We start from the raw sequence: 20,460 nt of genomic DNA on the forward strand, positions 1-20,460 counted from the left end.
TGAGATACCCAACAATATCTTTAACTAAGGGAAACTGGAGACAGTTTTCCCGATATAGGTGTTATAGAAGAGTTATCAAGAATACTTGACATAAGGATTCAGGATATTGTAATAGGGGAGATTAAGGAGAAGAATACCGACAGTGAAACAGCGGTTACAGAAGTTGTGAGAGTGGCAAAGCTGCAGGACAGAGTAAAGAAAAGAGAACTTATAACAGGAATTGTTGCTGTTATTATTGTTGGATATATGCTTATGTGTGGGTGGTACTCATTCAGGGGACATATTGACAGTTCGGGGATGTATTATCTTGGGATATCTCTTGCTGTTATTCTTGTAGCTGTGTTTCTGAAAGAAATATTAATCGGTGCAGATCCAAATAGAGAAAATGCGGATAAGCGGATATATAATATTATCGGATTTGGAAGTATGGCATACAGTTTTATTATGATGATAATTGTAACTGGCATATTTAATAATCATGAAATTCAGTCATGGAAGATAGACGGAAATATAGGACGAATTATAAATGTGCAGCTTATTATTATATTTATACTTAATCTTGCATTGCTTATTATTCAGAATTATGTCAGCATGCGAAAATATGAAGGAGAGACTGGAAGGGAGTACAGTCTGATAGGAGCATGCTTTACAAGTATGATGTATTCATGGCTGTTGCATACATTGACAGATATACACAGCTTTAATAAATATATGATAATCATTGCGGCTATTGTGATAATTGAACTGCTTGCTGTATATATTATCAGGTTCTGTGTTACTAATCATAGACAGGTTTCATAAGGATAGTATTGTACCTTGTATACAATTGAGGTAGAAAAAGAAGCTATTGAGGAAGCAAATGGTTTTGGGCTTACATTGATGATATAATACAGACAACGATGGTTGAAACATCATTGTCAGAAAGCTTAATTCGTAATATAGATATACATAAAAAGGACAGGAGCGTGTTACTATTTATCCGGTAACATGTTCCTGTCTGATTTTCAGGTAATCAAACATGTTATTAATTAATAGTCCATTTTCAAATATATTTAATTTTAATATAATATATTGACATAAATAGACAACAAATGTACTATGAAATCAGTTTATAAGTATGAAATAAAAAGCAAGAGGGGGAAAGCTTAAAAAGCTTATACAAAAGAGAATGTATTATTTAGTATGTCTGTTGATGACACCAGGGGTTAAGATAAGCTATTATATTGCAGTGCAACTTATTGATAATAGCGAGAACAAGAAAATTAAAGGCATTTTGGCTGTGCTGGCAAGTTATATTATTGAATTGGGATTGTTCGGATTAAAGGCTGGTTTTAATAGTTATAAGATGTCGTTAATTATAGAGATGATACTGGTGTATCTGGCGGTATTGGTCATACTCTGGATAAAGAAATATAATAGAAATTTTATTAATATAGCAGTGTTTGTTCCACTGGTGATTATGTATCCTCTGTGTATATATGCTGTACCGGATGGTACGAATGTTGCACTGATGCTTACATCATGGTTTGTAGGAAGTGCTTTCTGTAATCTGAGCATGTATAGTTTATTTGATATTCCGGATATGAAGAATCAGAGGAAGGCGTTCCGTAAGATAGAGGATAACAGGGTGCTAAGGGAAAATCAGGCGGATGTAATGCAGCTATATCAAGGCTTTGGACAGAAATCGATAGAAAGTATAGATGAAATCAAAGCAGCAATTAAAGAAAATGTTTCTAGACAACAGCTTGATGATAATATCAGGAATACGGTTATGGATATGCACATTAAAGAGTATTGTTCCAACACCATTGTTAACCAGATTATTTACCTGATGAAGAACCGGTGCACAGATATTGATTTTAATGTGGATATCGATGTGAATTCTATTATAGAAATTGATGATTTGTCATTATCGTCAGTTATGCTGAATCTTCTTGATAATGCATATAATTATTGCAAATGTGATGGAAAATCATCACAGAAATACATTAATCTGACAATGAAGAAGAATGGGGATTATTTGACAATCAGTGTAGTTAATTCTTATGCAGGCAAGATAAAATCAAAGGCAGCAGGCATAAGGACAGGTGTTAAGGAACATGGTTGGGGAAGAATTATTGTGCGGGATATTGCAAAGAAATACGGAGGACAATTTAATACAATAATTAATAAGAAAGAATACACTGCTAAGGTTATATTATGCTCTGGGAAAGGAGAGGAGGCAGAAATAGTATGAAAATAGTAATTAATCTGGTAATAATAAGCCTTGCAAATATAGTTTCTGCATTTTCACTTTTTATTATACCAGAATATAAGATTAGTCTAAAAAAATTATTTATTGAATTATTAATATTCGGTTTATTTATAGGAAATATTAAATATTTTGTCCAGACAAACAGCAAGGTTGATCTTGCTCTTATATTGTTGAATAATGTATTATTTTTTGGAATATTTCTGACAGCATTAAAGGGCAAAATATATAAATTCATACTTGCATATGGAATAATGACATTCATATGTTTTACAGCAGAGTCATTGCTTGTAGTATTAAATGTAAGTTATGATGGAAATATCTTTTCAGACACATTCTTTTCAATGAGTCTGATTGAGCTTATATTTATATCAATGATGGATTTTCTGTTATATCTTCTGGTGAGAAGGATAAAGAATTATATTGACAATGTATATGTTGATGAAAAGGGTATTTTTGCAATCCTGTTTGTTGCATGCTACTGTTCAATATATCCTAGCTATGTTAAAAGAATAATTGCACAATACAATCTGAGTGTTAATACCAACATTTTTATAATAGTCAATCTTTTTACCTTAGTCATACTTGCCATTATACTAATAAGAAGTACTATACTGCATAGAAAGCAGTACCTTGTGGAATATAGGGAAGTATATGAAAAGGAGCAGGAAAGACTTGATAACATTCTTATGCAGAATGAAAATATGGCAAAGCTGAGGCATGATTATATTAATCAGATAACTGTTGTGAATGCAGTAGCGGTAACAGAGCCGCAGAAAGCAATAGCAATACTGGATAACATGAAACGGGAATACGAAGAAAGATTACAGATATGAGAATTGCGATATGTGATGATTACATGGAACATGCAAGAGATATAGAAGAAAAGATAACTTCTGTTAACGAAGGGATATTAACAGACTTGTATGATGATATAGAGCAGTTATTTGTGGAAGTAAATGCGGACAAGAAAAAATATGATGCAGTATTCATGGATATGGAATGGGAGAATAATACCAGAAGTGGTGTGGATTATGTCCAGATGTTAAGCGATATGGACTGTCGTGCAAGAATAGTATGCGTGACAGCATATACCATGAAATACATAGAGAAGCTGTTCTGGAACAATGTTGATATATTTGGTGTTATTAATAAACCTGTGAATATGGAAAGTCTTAGGAAGGTGCTTGTTAAAATAGCTGACAGCAGGGATAAGTCCAAGAAAGAACTTGTGCTTAGCTTCAACGATACGGTATTCAGGGTAGGAATGAACGAGATAATATATGTGAAGAGTGAGGCACATAAGACTATAATATACATGCTTGATGGAGAAAAGTCTTTCTATGTATCATTTAAGAGTATCCGTTCACAAGTGCCAGAATATTTTTACTGCATTAATAAAGGCTTATTAGTTAACATGAATTATGTTAAGAGGATAGAGCAGAGTGAAGTTGTGATGCTATATCGGAAACAGATGATTACACTTCCTGTGGCAAGGGAAAAAAGAAAAGATTTTAAAAACAGATTTTTTGAGTATATAGGATAATAACTTAATATGATAAATAATTAAAACTCTTAAGCAGTTAACATGGCTGCTTAAGAGTTTTTTGTATATTGAGACAGATAGTATATTAACAATTAATGCAGGCAAAACAACACTTAGTGTAAAAGCAATAGGCAAATCATTCCTGAAAATATACAATAACAATACATTAATCGAGAGCAGCCATGAATTGGCAAAAAATAAATAAATAGGAGGCGATTATATGTTTGAGAACGCAGGAACCAAGGCACTGAGTATTGTAAAGGTATATGTAGTATTTGAATTAATTGCAACATTTATTATTGGACTTGTTTACTCTATTCAAAGAGCTACACCAGACAAGTATTCAATGTATTACGAGTACAGTGATACAAGTAATTTTAAGACAGGAACATTTTTTCTATCATTATTGGTACTGGCTTTAATATTGTTTTTTGAGTATGTCATGGGAATATTCATGGTTGCATTTTGTCAGATGATGGAAGATGTTCATAGTATGAAAGAAGAAAAAGTCGCTTCAGAGTGTAAATATAATGATAATGGTGTTTTGAAATCAGAAGAAGAACGAGAAAATGAAATAATATCAAATGGTGGATGGAAATGTCCAGATTGTAACAGAATTCACCCGGCTTATGAAACTTCATGTGTATGCGGAAGAAATAAGGGGACAGACTGATGATTAAGAAGATAGAAACAGGATTATTTGTTTTTATAATAATATTAGTTATCGGTGTGGCCGTGTTAGCGGGTATAAATATAAACAAGAATTCACAAGAGAACAAAGCAGACAGAGATTCACTTGCTGTGGAAACTAATATTGCTAAAGAAACTGCTAAAAAAGAGGGATTCACATCATCAGAACAAAAAAGCACAGACATAATAAGTGAATCAGATGCTGGTCAGGAAGTTCAGACTGAGAGTAAGAAAGATTATTCTATTATGTGCATGGAAGCATATAAACAGGCATTAGCCAATCTGCATGATTTTATGATATTACCAGATAATAGAACTATTACCAGTGATACAAATATAGAGCAAAACAGATATGCCATTGTAGATATAGATAATGATGGAAAAGAAGAATTGATATTTTCATATACTGATACATCTATTGCGACAATGGCAATGTACATATATGGATATGACGAAAATGCAGAGTCAATATATATGGAAATGAAGTTTTATGTAACAGCCGAGATATATGACAGTGGATATGTAAAAGAACTGTATTCTCATAATATAGGAGTTGATCCTTATTTCTGGTCGTATACGTTATATAAATATAATGAAGAACAAGATAGCTTCGATAAAATAGGTAGTGTAGAAACAAGAAATTCAGAGAATGAAAACTATTCTGATTATGATATTGGAACAAAGATAACAATTGAATATAAGAATCTTACACCAGATAATTATGAATAATTATGGAGGAGAAATGAAAAAGTATACAGTTATAGGTCTTGAGGTTTTAGTAAGTGCTATTTTTATAATTGCAATAGTTATACTTGCTTTAAATATTAATAAAAATAATAAATTACAAAATTCCAAGAAAGATAATGTCGTGCAGAATAATCAGGAGACAATTAATGAAACACATAGGGAATTATTAGAAAGAAATACAGAAGAAACAAAAAATGTTAATGAGAGCAGCGAGAGTATACAGTATGAAAACGATGAGACAGTAGTAGAGAGTGAAGAGTCAGATGAACAAGATACAGAAATAGCTATAGAAACTGAAGTGGAACTAACAGAGACTGAGGGAAATGATACAGTTAATACAATAAGCATAGATAAATTATATGAGTTAGTTGATAATAATGTATTTTTATTATTATCAGTTTTCAATGGTTCACCAACAATACTTTCTAATGAATCATCAGGCAGATATATTAAAGTAGATACCAACGTATTTGCCAATTATTCGGAATTTTATAATATGGTTCATTCTGTATATTGTAATGATCAGGCATCATATTATATAACAACGGGCTGTCCTGGATACACAGATATAAATGGCGATTTATATTTTGATACTAATTATATGGCAGGTGGTGGATATTACATTATATGGGATGGATATTCTATTACTGTTAATGATAATTCTGATAATGAATGTCATTTCTCAGTTAATGTGAAATATCAGGGACCTATGACATCTAATATTGTGACTGACAAAATAATCAATGGAACGGCTATATATGAAAACGGCAGATGGGTATTGACCAAGATGCTCCGATAAAAGAGAGAACAAAAGATATGATAATCGCGATATGTGATGATTGTATAGATCACGCTGAAGATATAAAAGAAAAAGTACTTGGTTATAATGCTGAGATAATAATAGAGTTATATGACGATGTAGAAAAGCTGTTTTCCAAAGTGATTGAAGATAAGAAAAAATATGATGTTATATTTATGAATATAGAAAGCCTTGAGAAAGTAATTGACAGTATGCACGATAACAAAGAACAGCCGAAAGAGGAACTGGTACTAAGCTTCAATAATACTGTATTCAGGATAAAGATGAATGAAATAGTATATGTAAAAAGTGAAGCCCATAAAACTGTAATATACATGCTTGACGGAATACAGTCTTTTTATGTGTCGTTCAAAAGCATATGTTCACAAATGCCAGATTATTTCTACTGTATCAACAAAGGTATATTAGTAAATATGAATTATGTAAAGAGAATAGAAAATAGTGAGGTTGTCATGACATATCTGGAAAATGAAGTCAGACATCCACTGGCAAGAGATAAGAGAAAAGATTTCAGAGAGAGATTCTTTGAGTATATGGAATGAATTATTAATATATATTATAAATATATATTAATCAATGGTGATGAGGAGAAAATGTATGAATAAAATAAAGAAAATAATTTATGCAGCAGTTATATTTATAATTGTAAGTGTAATGCAGCTGAATAATGTTAATGCTACAGAAATGGTAAATAGCAAAGAAGTAGATATAAGTGTAGAAACAGATAAAGAAAATTATTCACGCGAAGATATAAATGCTAAGTTTACAATAAAGAATAATGGAAAAGATGATATAAATATAAATCATATAGAATATTCTGAATTCGCAGATTATAAAGGACAACTCCAATATGATGAATGTGAAATAATTGAAGCAGGTCAAGAAAAATCGTATGAATTGAAATATGTGTATAATGGTAGTAGAGTAAGTCCACAAACAGGAGATTCACACCATATTATAATATGGTTAGTAATAATTACAGTTGTAATATTAATGGCAATATATTTTACTATAGATAAGAAAAAGAGAAATAAATTTATTTCATTGCTTATAAGTATTTTATTATTTTTATCTGCTCTATTTGGATTATTTATTGATAATGTGCATGCAGAAGTGATTAATAATAAAATCAGTAGCATATCAAAAGAAATAACAGTAGATGGTTTAAAGGAAAATTTAGATATAGAAATTAGTTATAATACAATTAGTAACTCTGACTACATTACTAAAGGAGAGTTTATTCATAATCTGTTAGATCATTTAGATGTTGAAAGATTAGAGTTAAATGATAGTACATATGAATTTCATTTTTCAGATACATATAACAGTACATATGGTTTGGATGCAGAATATGCATGGAGTTATGGTTTGTTACCAGATGATGAAAAAATATTTAAAGAAAATGAATATATTTCAAGAGAATATGCGGCATATATTGTTTATCATATAATGGGATTTGAGGGAGATTACATAATTGATTATAATGATTCAGAATTAGTAAATTACAGAAATGAAGTTGCTCTTGTAGCTGCACAGGAGTTTATACCACTAATAAATGGAGCTTTTTTACCAGACAAATATATTTCGTCAAGTGATTATCAGACAATAGTAAAAAGAATTGATTGGTTTAATGATGCTTTAAATGAAGTTACGGATGAGGCAAATATATCTTATAAGTCTGAAGTAATTGAAATAGCTACAGATAATTATAGTATTAGTGAAGAAAATGATGAAAAATGTGTAATTATAGATAAAGATAATCAAACAAATAATTTGAAAATGGGAGATTTATTTGTATTGTCGGCTAAAGATGGCTATTCTTATGTGCTTGCAGGAAAGGTTTTAGATAGTTATGAATATAATGGAAAAATAAAGCTGGTATATTGTGAACCTGAATATGAAGAAATTGTTCAAGATATTAAAATTTCTAAAGAAATACAAATAGACACGGATAGTTTGGTTTTAGAAGAAGGGGTTAGCTTGGATTGTGATAATGATGAAGAAAGCGATATATCTTTGTTAAAAATTCAGACTCCAAATAAACCTGGTAAATTAAGCCTGAAAATAGGAACGGAATATGTAAATGCAAAGATAGAAGCAGACATACCAACTTATATAGTTAATTGGAATATTAATGAAGCTTCAATGATTATGAATTACAGTGGGCAAGTAAGTGGAAATATAGAATATAATACCAAATTGGACAACTCAAATGAAAAATACGATAAGATGTATAAATTGGGTAAAGTCTGGTCCATACCTATAAATGGTCTATTTAAGGTTGAAGTGGATTTATATTTGTATGTATCAATTTCTGGAAAAACATCTGTTGTTTGGAGTTATTCAGGTTCTAGCGGAGTGCAATATAAAAATGGGACATTTAGAATAATAAAGCAATTCCGCCTTGATAATTTAAAACAACCAGTTTCTCAGGGAAATGCAAACGCAAAAATGGGACCTTCAATTGTAAGTAAATTAAAAACAACAATTGGAAACGAAAATCTAATACAAATGAATGCAAATGTAGGGGGCACAATGAATTTGAAAAAAGAAATTCATAGAGATATAAATCCTGCATTGGAATGTGGAGATTTTTCTTTATATGCTTATTTAGAGTTTGGAATTGACAAGGAATGCAGGTTGGCAAAGTTATTGAAATTTGGAGGAGGCTTTTTAAACATTAATCTGAATCTTAATTGGGTTGTATATAATGAAAATAATAGTCCATTAAAATGGAAACTTCATATTGAAAATAATAAAGTTGTTCCTGCTTGTACATATGGATATGGAACAATATATGGGAAGGTGGTTGATGATTGGAATAACCCAGTTTGTAATGCTGTAGTTAATGTTGTAAATGTTGATACAGGTGAAGTGGTTTTAAACGGAGTAACTAGTACATCAAATACTGGAGAAATAAAGAAAGGTGATTTTTTATTTAAAAATGTACGTATAGGGAATTATAAAGTGGAAATTAGTACAAATGATTATGAAATTGTTTCAAAATACATTAGCGTCTTTAAGAATAAAACATCTGATTGCGGGATAATAAAATTAAATAGAGTTAAATATGATGATTATGATATAGTTAAACTTAATGGCCATTATGATGTCGTTAAAATGATATCTGAAGGAAAATACTTAGTCGTGAAAGATGGTTTATGTGGTGTTATTGATGCAAATGAAAATTTAATAATACCAATTATATACAATGCAGATAATTCAAAGGAAGTTGCAGTAGATGAAATACTTTTGGTAAAAGATAATGTTGGATATGTATATAATAGTAATACACTAAATCTTATTTGTCGGTATCTTATTGAAGAAACAATAGAAGATAGTTCTGCATATAAGTATGAAAAAATAACAGAATCATCAGAATATGTAAATTATCCTGACAACATAATAAAAAGAGAGTACTGGCAGGGAATGATAATTGAGACTGTTGAATGCGGTTGGAGTATGTCATCAAATGGTTCATCAGGTGTATGGAATTCTGTATATGTTAAGTTTATAAATGCAAGAACCGGAAAAAATATTGTGCAAGGATTTGGGAAAAGCTATATTCCTATATCGGGCGATAATTGGAATGGAATAGCGACAAGTTCAAAGACAAATGACCATTCTGCAGTTGCGGTTATAGAAGATATAGAAAATGACAAATTATTTATGTATATTATTACAAAAGATGGTTGTAATGGGAGAGAAATTTCTTCTAATGAGGTTGTAGGAGAGAATGTTGCATATGATAATCACTGGATAAAAATGAGAGGATATATTCCAGAACAGGGCTATGCTTGGAAATTGATGAATGTAGACACAGGACATACATATAGTATGCCTTATAATGAATTTAGTAGCTGGTATTATGGTAATGATAAGTACTATGCACTTTCATTAGAGGGTAGTTTATATAACATTTGTTATGAAAATAGAATTATATCAACACAAAAGTATAAATTTGTTAATTTTACAAATGATAAAATTCTTATAGCTGGTGATTTAAATGGGGAATGTATCTTTATGGATTATAGTCTTAATGAAAAATTAAGGGCAAAAGATGCAAGCGTATACTGGAATGGAAAAGCATTAGTGTATGATGGAATTGGTGTTTATTATATTGATGAATTTTGTAAAAAAACCTCATCGTATTTATACAAAAATACCAGTATAGATTACATGTCAATAGGTGCTTTTAAAGCGGAAGGACAATGGTATATTATTAAATAGTATATATTAATTTAAATGTATAACAGGTGGATATCCTCTTATCATAATATAGATATACATAAAGAGCATGAGCATGTTACATGAAATTGTGTAACATGCTCATGCTTATTTTGTGCCGGTATCAATATATCCTCACACATGAAATATCTCAACAAGAAATATCATTGCGAGTCCATAGTAAGTAACAACTGCGACTAGGTCATTTACGGTTGTGATAAGCGGGCCTGACGCAACAGCCGGGTCAATGTGAATCTTGTGGAAGAACATAGGAATAATTGTTCCAACAAGGCTTGATACAACCATAGCAACAATAAGAGATAATCCGACGCAGCCAGATATTAAAAATGCTGATATCCACGCATATTTCTTGAATATATGAATATAGACACCTAAGAATACAAGTGCCATGATTCCAAGACTTGCACCATTAATGAAACCAATCTTCATCTCTTTGAAAAGAAGAGATAACTTCTTCTTGGCACTTAAAGTCTCATCCATAAGTACACGGATAGTTACAGCAAGTGATTGTGTTCCGACATTACCAGCCATGTCAAGAACAAGGGACTGGAAGCATATTACAATCGGAAGGACAGCAACTACTGATTCAAATATTCCTACAACTGATGAGACTGCCATTCCAAGAAACAGCAGTATAATAAGCCAAGGCAGACGTTTCTTGATACTTACAAGAGTTGGCTCGCTTAAATCATCTTCAGAAGTAAGACCGGCAAGTTTTGCATAGTCATCACCCATTGCATCGTCAACGAGTTCAACGATATCTGTTGCAGTAAGGATACCGCATATCTTTCCATCTTCAGTAAGTACAGGAATGGAATCCTCTTCGTAATCTGCAATCTTATCAATACATTCATTGATATTTTCATGCTCATATACATAAGGGTATGAACTGCTTATTATGTCGGCAAGGTTATCATTCTGTCTTGCTATAATTAAATCCTTTAAGTCAATTGCACCGGCAAATTTGTCAGCACTATTAACTACATATATAGTTGATATATTATCATGCTCACCAGCTTGCTTGACAAGGGCGCTCATGGCTTCTCTTATAGTAAGATTATCCGGTATGCATATGAAATTATTAGTCATACAGCTACCAATCTCATCGTCCTCATAAGAAAGAAGCTTCTGGACATCTTCCTTTGCATCAGCGTCTAAGTGTTCAACAATTTCATTCTTCTTAGTTTCTGACAAATCGTCAAGTACATCAACCGCATCGTCAGAATCCATGTAAGAGACAACCCTTGCTGCTTTCTCTAAAGATAATTCTTCAAGATAATCTTTGGCATCATCAAGATAAGAGAAAATCTCAGCAATCATATGTTCATCAAGAACGTTATATATATGCTGTCTTTCAGCAGGTGTAAGAAGAGTGATTGCTTCAGCAATATCCTTCTCATGATATTTAGAAAGTGTCTTAACTAATTTCTGTGAATTCTTAGATGACTTAAAAATCCTGCCAAGTTCTTTTACATAATCTTTCTTTGGAAATAATACTTTGTTCATTGTGACCTCCTTCTTGCCTGAATTGGGCATAAAAATACATCGCTACAGATGATTGTGATAGTAAGGATCCTCTGATGCGATGTATAAAAGGCACAATTTATTAGAATGTGGTTATGAGATTCTCACAGACAGCCACATTCCGAGCTTACACTTATAGTATACACCGCAGTTCTTACTTCGTCCTATACGATCGCAACTATCCATGAAAATCCACCTCCGTTCATAATCAGAAATTTTTACGGGCTGATTGTATCATAATATTTTTTAAAAAACAACAAAAATGTGTTACAATATTTTAAATATTATTCAGGCAGGTAAGAGTATGACATTACAGCAGTTAAGATACATCGTTATGGTTGCAGAGACAGGCACGATTACTGAGGCGGCAGGAAAATTATATATTTCACAGCCAAGCCTTACCAATGCAATTCATGAACTTGAAAAAGAGATGAATATTACGATATTCAACAGAACTAATAAGGGAATAAGCGTGTCGAAGGAAGGAGAAGATTTTCTTTCATATGCAAGGCAGATACTTGAACAGGCAGCCATACTTGAGGACAGATATAAGGGTGGTAATGGTGGCAGGAAGCAGTACTGCGTATCGACACAGCATTATTCATTTGCAGTCAACGCATTTGTTGACCTTATAAAGCAGTTCGGGCAGGATGAGTATGATTTCAGCTTAAGAGAAACGCAGACTTATGAGATTATCGAGGATGTTGCAAGGTTAAGAAGTGAGATTGGAATACTGTTCATTAATGATTTTAATGAGGCTGTTATTAGAAAGATTTTAAAGTCATATGAACTTGAATTTCATGAGCTTTTTACAGCAAGACCACATGTATTCATAAGCAGAAAACATCCACTTGCAGAGTGCAGTGTCATTCATAATGAGCAGTTAGAAGAATATCCTTATCTGTCATTTGAGCAGGGCGAACATAATTCATTCTATTTCTCAGAGGAGATATTCTCAGAGACAGCAAGAAAGAAGAATATAAGAGTCCGTGACAGGGCAACGCTTTTTAACCTGCTTATCGGACTTAACGGTTACACAGTGAGCAGTGGTATTCTTGACAAGAAGCTCAACGGAAAAGACATTATAGCAGTGCCACTTGCTGATGAATCAGATATGCATATTGGTTACATAACTCACAGAAAAGGGATGCTTAGCAGGCTTGGAAGTACATATCTTGAGGCTATAAGGAAGTATCTTAAGTAGTCATTGCATATATGTAAAATGAGTTAGCCATAGTTTTAAACTATGACTAACTCGTTTTTTTATGTATTATACAAATGCTTTTTTGGAATTTATAATGACAACATCAAATAATAGATGAGGAGAGCAGGTATGAAGACAGCAGTAGCAGGTTATCCAAGGATAGGAACATTAAGAGAGTTAAAGTTTGCATTAGAAAAATATTTCAGAAAAGAAATAAGTGCAGATGAACTGACACAGACAGCAAAGGAGTTACGAAAGACACATTGGCTTATACAGAAAGAGGCAGGAATTGATTATATCACAAGCAATGATTTTTCATATTATGATATAGTGCTTGATACAGCATTTTTACTGAATATAATTCCTGAAAGATACAAGGAACTTGAGGTTTCAGAGCTTGATAAATATCTTGCAATGGCAAGGGGCTATCAGGGAGAGAACGGTGATGTAAAAGCCCTTGCAATGAAGAAATGGTTTAATACTAATTACCACTATATTGTTCCAGAGGTTGAGGACAGCACGCAGATAAGACTTACAGGTAATAAGCTGTGGGCAGAATATGCAGAGGCAAAAGAACTTGGAATTGAGACAAAACCGGTAATCACAGGTGTGTATACATTATTTAAGCTGTGCAGATTTACAGGCAAGAAGAGGGCAGATGATTTTATCAATGCATTTATTGAAGCATATAAAGATGTTTATAGCAAATGTGAAGCTGTAGGAATCCAGTGGCTTCAGTTTGATGAGCCTGCACTTGTACAGGACATGACAGAAGAAGACAGAGAACTGTTTGTCAAAATGTATAGTGATATTTTAGGTAAGAAGAAATCATGCAAAGTATTGCTTCAGACATATTTCGGAGACGTGAGGGATGTGTATGAAGATATTGTTAAGCTGTCGTTTGACGGAATCGGACTTGATTTTATTGAGGGAAAGAAGACAGCAGAACTCATTGAAAAATATGGATTTCCAAAGGACACGGTATTATTCGCTGGACTTGTAAATGGAAAGAATATCTGGAAGAACCATTATGAAAAGACTTTAAATGTGCTTAAAAAGCTTGAAGATAAGGGGATACAGACAGTTTTGTCAACATCATGCTCGCTGCAGCATGTTCCATATACATTAAAGCATGAGAATAAACTTTTGGATGAGTATCTGAATTACTTCGCATTTGCAGAAGAAAAGCTTGTGGAATTAAAGGAATTAAGCGGGCTTGCCGAGTGTGGAAATATTGAAGAAGATGAAAGATTCAAGACAAACAGACAGCTATTTGCAGGTACAAGAAAATGTGATAATGAAGCTGTCAAGAAAAGACTTGAGGAAGTTACAGAGGCAGATTACAGAAGGCTTCCTGCAAGAAGTGAGAGACAGCAGCTTCAGAAGAAAGAATTTGCATTACCGAAGCTGCCTACAACTACAATCGGTTCATTTCCACAGACAAAGGATGTTAAAGCTAACCGCTCAGCATTCCGTAAGGGTGAAATCAGTGAAGAACAGTATGTTGAATTTAATAAGAAGAAAATTGAAGAATGTGTCAGATGGCAGGAAAAAATCGGACTTGATGTACTTGTTCATGGAGAATATGAAAGAAATGACATGGTTGAATATTTCGGTGAAGCGTTGGGAGGTTTTCTGTTCACAGAGAAAGCATGGGTTCAGTCATATGGAACAAGATGTGTTAAACCACCTGTTATATGGGGAGATGTTTACCGCAAGAAGCCGATAACAGTTGAGTGGTCTGTGTATGCACAGTCACTTACAGATAAGATAATGAAAGGAATGCTTACAGGTCCGGTAACAATTCTTAACTGGTCATTCCCAAGAGAAGATATTACAATCAAGGAATCAATTTCGCAGATTGCACTTGCAATAAGAGATGAGGTGCTTGACCTTGAAGCAAATGGAATTAAGATTATTCAGATTGATGAGGCAGCCTTAAGAGAAAAGCTTCCATTAAGAAAATCTGACTGGAATACAGAATATCTTGATTTTGCAATACCAGCATTCAGACTTACTGCAAGCGGCGTAAAACCTGAAACACAGATACATACTCATATGTGTTACAGTGAATTTACAGATATAATCCCAGCAATAGACGATATGGACGCTGATGTTATCACATTTGAAGCATCACGCTCAGACCTTCAGATTCTTGATTCATTAAGAGAAAACAACTTTGAAACAGAGGTAGGACCTGGAGTATACGATATTCACTCTCCAAGAATACCATCGGTTGAAGAGATTACCCGTGCAATAAAGATAATGCTAACAAAGATAGACAAAGACAAGTTGTGGGTAAATCCAGACTGTGGACTTAAGACAAGAGGTGTGCCAGAGACAGAAGCAAGCCTTAAGAATATGGTTAAGGCAGCTGAGATTATCAGGGCTGAGTTGTAGTGTAGGCATTTGTGTGGCTGGAGATGGTTTATTGTGAGGCGGCGTGGTGGATTGGATGTTGAAGCTCAGAAAAACACGCAAAAAGTCCAATGAACAAAAAACGCAACAAAAAGGGCGATGTCAAAACTGACATCGCCCTGAATTATATACAGTTTCCAACCAAAGAACCCTACACTCCGCTATAAGCACTATATCCGCCGTCAACAGGTAACACTATACCATTGACAAAGCTGGCTGTTTCATCGCTTGCAAGAAAGAGTGCAGCACCAATAAGCTCTTCAGGATTGCCAAAGCGTCCCATAGGTGTTCCGGCAATAATCTTTCTGGCACGGTCTGTATATGTTCCGTCTGCATTGAATAAGAGATCATGATTCTGTTCGGCAGCGTAGAATCCCGGAGCAATTGCATTGCATCGGATGCCACTTTCGCCAAAATGTACAGCAAGCCACTGTGTAAGATTAAGAATAGCACTCTTGGCATTGCCATAAGCCATAACCTTAGTAAGAGGAAGAATAGAAGTTACAGAAGCAATATTGATAATACTGCCACTTCTCTTTTCAACCATATCCTTAGTAAATACCTGAATAGGAAGAAGAGTTCCCATGTAATTAAGATCCATAACATCACGGATTCTGTCTTCATCAAGATTCCAGAAAGAATAGTCAGAATCTTCTTTTTCTTTCTTTAACATCTCGATGGAAGTAATTGCACCAGGCTGGTTGCCGCCTGCACCATTAATGAGAATATCACAGTTACCGAGATCATTCTTAATAGTTTCATAAGCAGCTGAAAGCTCATCTTTATTAATTACATTGCAGCTGTAGCCTTTAACAATAACATTTTTGTTATATTCATCCAGAGCATCTTTAGTAAGCTTCTCAGAAACAGAAGCAAGCTTTTCTTTGTTACGTCCGATTATTGCAACCTTAGCACCGCATACGGCAAGTCCATATGCCATGGCTGAGCAGAGAGTTCCGCTTCCTCCGGTTACAACAGCAGTTTTACCTGAAAGATTAATATTAAATGGTACCTTCATTTTACTTAAGAAAATCCTCTCTCATAGGATTGAATACATCACAGAGGATTCCTTCTTCAAGACATGTAACACCATGGGTTACGCCAGAAGGCATGTATACGCTGTCGCCCTGATTAACGATTTTAGTTTCATCACCGATAGTGAATTCAAAGCTTCCCTTAGCAACATAAGTAATCTGCAGATGCTTGTGGCTATGGAAATTGCCCTTAGAACCTTTTTCAAAATGAATCTCGCACATCATAAGGTCATCAGAGTAGCATAATATTTTTCTTGTAACACCAGGTTCGCAGTTAGTAGCTGTAACATCTTTGTTAAATGTAAACATATATAATACCTCGTTTCTATATTATTGATTGTTTGTATGTATATATTAAACTTTTATATCAAAAAAAACTAGCATAATTATCAAACTATGTTATATTAAATACAGATATATTGTTTAAACATTTTACATGAAGGGGGTGCACATTAAGATGATTATTAACGGCGTTAATGATATGAATAGAAATCTGTCTGTTAATGTAGCAGGTGTTGATACACAGGATATAAGCTCTGCAAGACTTAAAGCAATGAAGCGTTCCGGACAGGTGGAATGTGAAACATGTGCGAACAGGGAATATAAGGATGGTTCAGATGAAGTAAATGTTTCATTTAAGAGTGCAGCACATATTGACCCGTCAGCAGCGGCCACAAAGGTTATGGCACATGAACAGGAGCATGTTTCTAATGCGAACAGGAAGGCTGCCAGTAAAGATGGCGAAGTACTGAATGCGACAGTTACACTTAAAACGGCTGTTTGTCCAGAGTGCGGAAGGTCGTATGTGTCAGGTGGTGTCACCAATACAGCAATTAAATATCCTGCCACATCTTACGGACAGAACCAGAAATCAGCAGATTATCCTGAATTTGCGGGTAAAAATGTGGATTATGCAGGATAATTGATGTATGAGCGTGGAATAAAGTATGGAAAAAGTAACGGAGAATAGTAGTTTTATGTATACAATATGGCTTGTGCTGGCACTTATATGCCTGGGATATTATATAGTGTGTGCAACATACGCAGGGGTAGGTTCATCATTTATATTTATATGGCTGCTGGGTGCTGTCTTTTTTGGATTAGTATTTGTAGTGAGAGTATTAGAAATCAAAGGAATAATTCATGTGGCAAAGGTCTTAAGAATATGTTTTATAGTGATAATGGCAACTGGTGCGTCTCTTTTTATTTTTATAGAAGCACTGATAATTAAAGGAATGATGGCAAAGCCAAAGGATAACTGTGATTATATAATAGTACTTGGCTGCCAGATAAGAGGTGACCACATAACAAGGTCACTTAAGAACCGGTTAGATGTTGCTGTTTCCTATGCAATAGATAACCCTGATACAACAATAATAGTATCAGGCGGCAGGGGAAAAGGTGAAAATACAACAGAAGCATTTGCAATGTATAATTATATGGTGTCTAAAGGAATAGATGGCTCGCGCATAATACAGGAAGATAAGTCAACAGATACATCAGAGAACATGAAGTATTCAGTACAATACATAGAGAATACAGATTCACTGGTTGGCATAGTAACCAACAACTTCCATATAGCAAGAAGCCGCCTTCTTGCCAGACATGCAGGATTAAACAATACCTGTGGAATGCCAGCAGAAAGCGACCATGTACTTTTCATAAACTATATGGTAAGAGAAGCAATTGGAATAGTAAAAGACTTTGTGTTCGGAAATTTTTAATGATAAAACCTCTGTATTTCATTGATTAAAGAATAAGTCTGGTTATATCCATCGTTATACATTGAAAGAATCTTATTAAAGTCTTTTTCAATCTTTCCAAAGCCTTTGCTCTTAGTAGGGCGGATAACGAGGCAACGGCCTTCTTTTTCATAGCGTTCAAGACGCTTTAAGCACCGGTTGTAACGTTCAGCACGAAGAAGAATATCACGCTGGATTTCAGGATATTTAAGGAAAGCTCTTGCAAGGGTACGCACTGAGCTGGTTGTCTGCTTCTGATAGCCTGCTTCACGGGTAAGAACAACAATAACTCTGTCACAGCCATCTTCAAATGCTTTTTCAAAAGGAATGGAATCACTTAAACCGCCATCAAGGTAAGGTGTTCCATCAAGATATATAAGAGGAAAAGCCAGTGGGAGAGCACACGTTGCCCGTAAAAGCTGGTTGGTGCGGTCATATCCTGTGAATGTTTTATATTCAGGTTTTCCGGTGAGTACATTAGTTACAACACATTTGAAAGTACCTTTATATCTGTGAAAAGCATCATAATCATAAGGTACAAGTTCGTTTGGAATGGTGTCAAATGTGAAATTAAGCCCATAAAGAGAACGGTTATCCCTGTGTACCATGTTGCTAAGTCCCACATAACGTTTATCATTTCTATAATCAATAAGAATCTTTAAGTTTCTTCCAATCTGTCCTGATGCCATGGATACACCGTATGCAGCACCGGCTGATACACCAATCATGTAATCAGGCATAATTTTATTTTCTAACATTGCATCCATAACACCACATGAAAAAATGGTTCTGAATGCACCACCTTCAAATACAATTCCTGTTTTCATAATCTGACCTTTCTGAATAATAACTTTATACAAAATGTGTATGATATTTTTATAAAAGCATTTACAATGAATTATTGATTATATTTTCGTATTTAATCAGCATATAGTCAATAAAAATCTGTGTTTTTGGCTATATTTGTTAAAAATGGGTTGCTTAAAGGCATTTTTTAGTGTACAATTTCTATAAAATATGGGTAAAATAGCATGCATATTTTCCCATTTAAGTTGATAAGGAGACAGAAATAATGGACGCAGTAGTAAAGTATATTGACGGGCTTCTGGAAAAAAGCACACCAGATGCTCCTGTATGGAACATTGAAAAGATTAGGCAGGGCCTTAAGTCAAAGTGGAACTATATTGATGGCTGTATGATTAAAGCAGTTCTTCAGATGTATGACTTAACCAAGGAAGAAAAGTATCTTAAGTTTGCAGATGATTTTATAGATTACAGAGTCTTTGAAGATGGTACAATAGATGGCTACAGCATAGGTGAGAAGAATATTGATAATGTTAATGCTGGTAAGACTTTATTTGAATTATATGATCTTACAGGTAAGGAAAAGTATAAGAAGGCAGTAGATTTAGTATATTCACAGATAGAGATTATGCCTAGATGCCAGAATGAAGCCAGAAGTTTCTGGCATAAGGATATATATCCTAATCAGGTATGGCTTGATGGTCTTTATATGGGACTTCCATTCTATCTTGAATATGAGACAAGATACAATGACAGAAAGAATTACTCTGATATTTTCGGACAGTTCAAGTTCGTAATTGAGAATATGAGGAATCCTATTAACGGACTTTATTTCCATGCAATGGATACAAGCAGGGAAGCATTCTGGTGTGATAAGGTTACAGGTTTATCACAGCATAGCTGGTTAAGAGCTATTGGCTGGTATACAATGGCGCTTATTGATACACTTGATCAGGTTGATAATAAGGACCATAAGTATGATGCTGAATGCAAGATGCTTGAGGATGCATTTAAGGATCTTGTCGATTCAATGCTTAAGTATCAGGATGAGAGTGGTATGTGGTATCAGGTAGTTAATTATGGTGGTATGGATAAGAACTATCTTGAGACAAGTGGAAGCTCAATTATGGCATATGCACTTCTTAAGGCTGTACGTCTTGGATATCTTTCTGATGATTATGCGCAGTATGCCAAGAAAGCAATCGATGGTATCTGTGAAAGATACCTTAAGACTAAGGAAGATGGTTCATTATCACTTGGTGGTATCTGTCTTGTTGCAGGACTTGGTGGTAATGGAAGAAGACCTGGTACATATGATTATTATATGTCAGAGCCAATCGTAGAAGATGATGCCAAAGGTGTAGGACCATTCCTTCTTGCATATACAGAACTTTTAAGATACGAGAATAAGTAACAGGCAGAATATAGAACA

Annotated in this window: 18 protein-coding genes; 14 read left to right on the forward strand and 4 right to left on the reverse strand. The window is 33.9% G+C overall.

The window, feature by feature from the left end; translation table 11 throughout:
- Window positions 1–171: 171 nt before the first annotated feature.
- From GKE48_RS12630 to GKE48_RS12670, 9 genes are all read left to right on the forward strand, one after another.
- Window positions 172–801 carry a hypothetical protein gene (locus GKE48_RS12630; RefSeq protein ID WP_154301223.1) on the forward strand — a complete coding sequence of 210 codons (630 nt, stop codon included), beginning with the start codon at window positions 172–174 and terminating at the stop codon, window positions 799–801.
- 367 nt (window positions 802–1,168) lie between these two features.
- Window positions 1,169–2,236 (forward strand): GHKL domain-containing protein, encoded by a 1,068-nt coding sequence (locus GKE48_RS12635; RefSeq protein ID WP_154301224.1) that lies wholly within the window; start codon window positions 1,169–1,171, stop codon window positions 2,234–2,236.
- Window positions 2,233–3,087: a hypothetical protein gene (locus tag GKE48_RS12640; protein ID WP_154301225.1), complete on the forward strand. Its 855-nt coding sequence runs from the start codon at window positions 2,233–2,235 to the stop codon at window positions 3,085–3,087. The genes GKE48_RS12635 and GKE48_RS12640 overlap by 4 nt, the downstream gene beginning before the upstream one ends.
- Window positions 3,084–3,797 carry a LytR/AlgR family response regulator transcription factor gene (locus GKE48_RS12645; RefSeq protein ID WP_154301226.1) on the forward strand — a complete coding sequence of 238 codons (714 nt, stop codon included), beginning with the start codon at window positions 3,084–3,086 and terminating at the stop codon, window positions 3,795–3,797. The genes GKE48_RS12640 and GKE48_RS12645 overlap by 4 nt, the downstream gene beginning before the upstream one ends.
- Before the next feature lie 220 nt (window positions 3,798–4,017).
- Complete coding sequence (locus GKE48_RS12650; RefSeq protein WP_154301227.1) at window positions 4,018–4,470, forward strand: hypothetical protein; 453 nt, start codon at window positions 4,018–4,020, stop codon at window positions 4,468–4,470.
- Window positions 4,470–5,216, forward strand: coding sequence for a hypothetical protein (locus GKE48_RS12655; protein ID WP_154301228.1), 747 nt, complete (start codon window positions 4,470–4,472; stop codon window positions 5,214–5,216). Before GKE48_RS12650 ends, GKE48_RS12655 begins: the two co-directional genes overlap by 1 nt.
- Window positions 5,217–5,229: 13 nt before the next feature.
- Window positions 5,230–6,033 (forward strand): hypothetical protein, encoded by an 804-nt coding sequence (locus GKE48_RS12660; RefSeq protein WP_154301229.1) that lies wholly within the window; start codon window positions 5,230–5,232, stop codon window positions 6,031–6,033.
- Window positions 6,034–6,050: 17 nt separating this feature from the next.
- Entirely contained in the window at window positions 6,051–6,596 is a 546-nt protein-coding gene (locus GKE48_RS12665) for a LytR/AlgR family response regulator transcription factor (protein ID WP_173016941.1), read from the forward strand.
- Window positions 6,597–6,651: 55 nt separating this feature from the next.
- On the forward strand, window positions 6,652–10,284 hold the full coding sequence (locus GKE48_RS12670) for a hypothetical protein (RefSeq protein ID WP_173016942.1): 3,633 nt from the start codon (window positions 6,652–6,654) through the stop codon (window positions 10,282–10,284).
- A 132-nt stretch (window positions 10,285–10,416) separates the two neighbouring features.
- Here GKE48_RS12670 and mgtE read toward each other — a convergent pair whose 3' ends face one another.
- A complete protein-coding gene (gene mgtE / locus GKE48_RS12675) occupies window positions 10,417–11,808 on the reverse strand; it encodes a magnesium transporter (protein WP_330583137.1) in 1,392 nt (463 codons plus the stop codon).
- A 322-nt stretch (window positions 11,809–12,130) separates the two neighbouring features.
- Here mgtE and GKE48_RS12680 point away from each other — a divergent pair, with 322 nt between their 5' ends.
- Both GKE48_RS12680 and metE read left to right on the forward strand, forming a co-directional pair.
- The gene (locus tag GKE48_RS12680) at window positions 12,131–13,030 is read left to right on the forward strand and encodes a LysR family transcriptional regulator (protein WP_055288089.1); all 900 of its coding nucleotides are present in this window, start codon (window positions 12,131–12,133) and stop codon (window positions 13,028–13,030) included.
- Window positions 13,031–13,159: 129 nt separating this feature from the next.
- Window positions 13,160–15,430, forward strand: coding sequence for a 5-methyltetrahydropteroyltriglutamate--homocysteine S-methyltransferase (metE, locus tag GKE48_RS12685; protein ID WP_154301233.1), 2,271 nt, complete (start codon window positions 13,160–13,162; stop codon window positions 15,428–15,430).
- Window positions 15,431–15,599: 169 nt separating this feature from the next.
- On the opposite strand, the gene GKE48_RS12690 is transcribed toward metE, so the two are convergent.
- Entirely contained in the window at window positions 15,600–16,466 is an 867-nt protein-coding gene (locus GKE48_RS12690; RefSeq protein ID WP_154301234.1) for an SDR family oxidoreductase, read from the reverse strand.
- Window position 16,467: 1 nt separating this feature from the next.
- Window positions 16,468–16,791 (reverse strand): cupin domain-containing protein, encoded by a 324-nt coding sequence (locus GKE48_RS12695; protein WP_012738914.1) that lies wholly within the window; start codon window positions 16,789–16,791, stop codon window positions 16,468–16,470.
- A gap of 127 nt (window positions 16,792–16,918) precedes the next feature.
- Between GKE48_RS12695 and GKE48_RS12700 the strand changes: the two genes are divergently transcribed.
- Both GKE48_RS12700 and GKE48_RS12705 read left to right on the forward strand, forming a co-directional pair.
- Window positions 16,919–17,404, forward strand: coding sequence for a hypothetical protein (locus GKE48_RS12700; protein ID WP_173016943.1), 486 nt, complete (start codon window positions 16,919–16,921; stop codon window positions 17,402–17,404).
- Between the two features lie 25 nt (window positions 17,405–17,429).
- Window positions 17,430–18,206: a YdcF family protein gene (locus tag GKE48_RS12705; RefSeq protein ID WP_082414135.1), complete on the forward strand. Its 777-nt coding sequence runs from the start codon at window positions 17,430–17,432 to the stop codon at window positions 18,204–18,206.
- On the opposite strand, the gene GKE48_RS12710 is transcribed toward GKE48_RS12705, so the two are convergent.
- Complete coding sequence (locus tag GKE48_RS12710) at window positions 18,203–19,051, reverse strand: patatin-like phospholipase family protein (RefSeq protein WP_173016944.1); 849 nt, start codon at window positions 19,049–19,051, stop codon at window positions 18,203–18,205. The two genes, GKE48_RS12705 and GKE48_RS12710, sit on opposite strands and share 4 nt — an antisense overlap.
- A 245-nt stretch (window positions 19,052–19,296) precedes the next feature.
- Between GKE48_RS12710 and GKE48_RS12715 the strand changes: the two genes are divergently transcribed.
- Window positions 19,297–20,442: a glycoside hydrolase family 88/105 protein gene (locus GKE48_RS12715; RefSeq protein ID WP_154301237.1), complete on the forward strand. Its 1,146-nt coding sequence runs from the start codon at window positions 19,297–19,299 to the stop codon at window positions 20,440–20,442.
- Window positions 20,443–20,460: the final 18 nt, after the last annotated feature.

The organism is Lachnospira eligens, from assembly GCF_009680455.1.
Lineage (GTDB): Bacteria > Bacillota > Clostridia > Lachnospirales > Lachnospiraceae > Lachnospira > Lachnospira eligens_A.